We start from the raw sequence: 1,917 nt of genomic DNA on the forward strand, positions 1-1,917 counted from the left end.
TGCGCACTGCGATTCGCAACTCGGGCATTCAGCTGCGGCAGGAGCGGGTGACGGTCAATCTTGCACCCGCCGATGTGCGAAAGGATAGTTCGGGGCTTGATCTGCCGATTGCCGTCGGACTCCTTGCATCCTACGGTATGGTTCCCGAGGCGGCAGTGCAGGGCGCACTGTTCTCGGCAGAGCTTTCCCTTGATGGGAACTGCCGTCCGATCAGCGGCATTCTCCCGATGGCAATCACGGCGCGGGAACATGGGTTGACAGAGTTTTACGTTGCAGCGTCGAATGCAGACGAGGCACTCCTGATTGACGGCCTGAAGGTCTATGCGGTCGATAATCTGGCATAGCTTGTGCGTCATTTGACAGGCGTAGAAACGCTTTCTCCTGCTGTGCCACAAGCAACAGAACAGAAAAAAGATGCTGCCTTCACCGATGACTTTGCGGACGTACAGGGGCAGTATCAGGCGAAGCGTGCGCTTGAGATTGCAGCAGCGGGAGGGCATAACGTCCTCATGGTCGGTGTACCCGGTTCGGGCAAGACGATGCTGGCGCGCCGCATGAGTTCGATTCTGCCGGAGCTGACGAAGGAAGAAGCCATCGAGATCACAAAGATCTACAGTATTTCGGGATTGCTCGGCAAGGATACAGGGCTTGTGACGACGCGTCCCTTCCGCAGTCCGCATCATACGTCATCGACGGTGGCGATGATCGGCGGCGGGAGCATCCCGCGTCCGGGAGAGGTGACACTCGCGCATCACGGCGTACTCTTTCTGGATGAGCTGCCGGAGTTCAGCAAGAAGACACTTGAGGTGCTGCGAGAGCCGATTGAGGATCGTCAGATTACAGTGTCGCGTGCGAACGCAACGCTGACGTTTCCCTCTAGTATCATTTTGGTAGCCGCGATGAACGAAGTAACGTCAATAACGATACAATGTGGTGATGAACGAGAGGCAGCTTGATATTCTACAAAATTATACCAATTGGTGGGGGGCACTACAGGAAACTGTAGGGGCGAGTACATAGAAGTTCCTTTACAGATTTTTATTTCTTGGGAAAATTATAGAATAGTTTATGGGCAACAATTTACCCATAGAATTCACACTCAAAAACGGCGCGTAGCTTTTAGCTGCACGCCGTTCGGTTTATCTTCTGATTTTCTTCATGGTTTTTGCTGCATAGCCTCCTCACCATGCTGTGAATGCCTTTTCACAAATGTGCCAGAAGTTCCTGTAGGAGAGCCTCATCTTGCAAAAGCGTGATGGCAAAACATTTCTTTCCGGCATCTTTGAGCGATGCGCCGATGTGATATGCCTCTTGGTGGTCAAGAATCAGGAAGCGGTCGTGAAAGGCATTGGTGCGATTGATGGTAAGCGTTGGATATTGACTGTTGAAGGTCGTAACATCTGCTGCCGTCAATCTCGTATTGCTGAATGTGTGGATTTCCACGGAAACATTAGCTTGTTTTTTTGCCAACAGATTGAGCGTTCCTATATCCACATAACCGTCAATAAGAATGATGTCCTTCGTTGCTTTTTGAATTAGACCCGCCAACAAGCTGAAGGCATCGTAAATTTGTCCGTTGAAGAATATCTTTTGGCTGGACTCTGTATGAGTGTGTATGAAATCAAATATCTGCTCGAATTTTTCATCAGCTTCTTTTTGATAGGTGAGCTGCTTTAACTCCACACGCTCTATTCGCTCAAAAAGGTGAGCGTTGCCCGAGATAAAATGCCGCATCTCTACGAAAGCATCCATAATACGGATGCTGACATCAATGGCAACATCGCTGCGGAGAACTGCCGACAACATAGCTATGCCCTGTTCGGTAAAGGCGTAAGGAGGAATGCGCCGTCCGCCATGTGAGGAGGGGCTGTTGCACGAAGGTAAATTTATCTTTGTGCAACAGTCTATCTTTTCGTA

The 1,917-nt window shown here is 50.2% G+C and carries 1 protein-coding gene and 1 pseudogene; one reads left to right on the forward strand and one right to left on the reverse strand.

From position 1 onward, the window contains the following. A pseudogene (locus tag ACO6BQ_RS12485) lies at positions 1 to 956 on the forward strand (YifB family Mg chelatase-like AAA ATPase); the annotation flags it as partial. A 247-nt stretch (positions 957 to 1,203) separates the two neighbouring features. Here the strand turns inward: ACO6BQ_RS12485 and ACO6BQ_RS12490 are convergent. Further along, the coding region (locus ACO6BQ_RS12490) for an ORF6N domain-containing protein (protein WP_489121461.1) at positions 1,204 to 1,917 on the reverse strand (714 nt) is incomplete at its 5' end.

The organism is Centipeda sp. (in: firmicutes) (assembly GCF_057271695.1).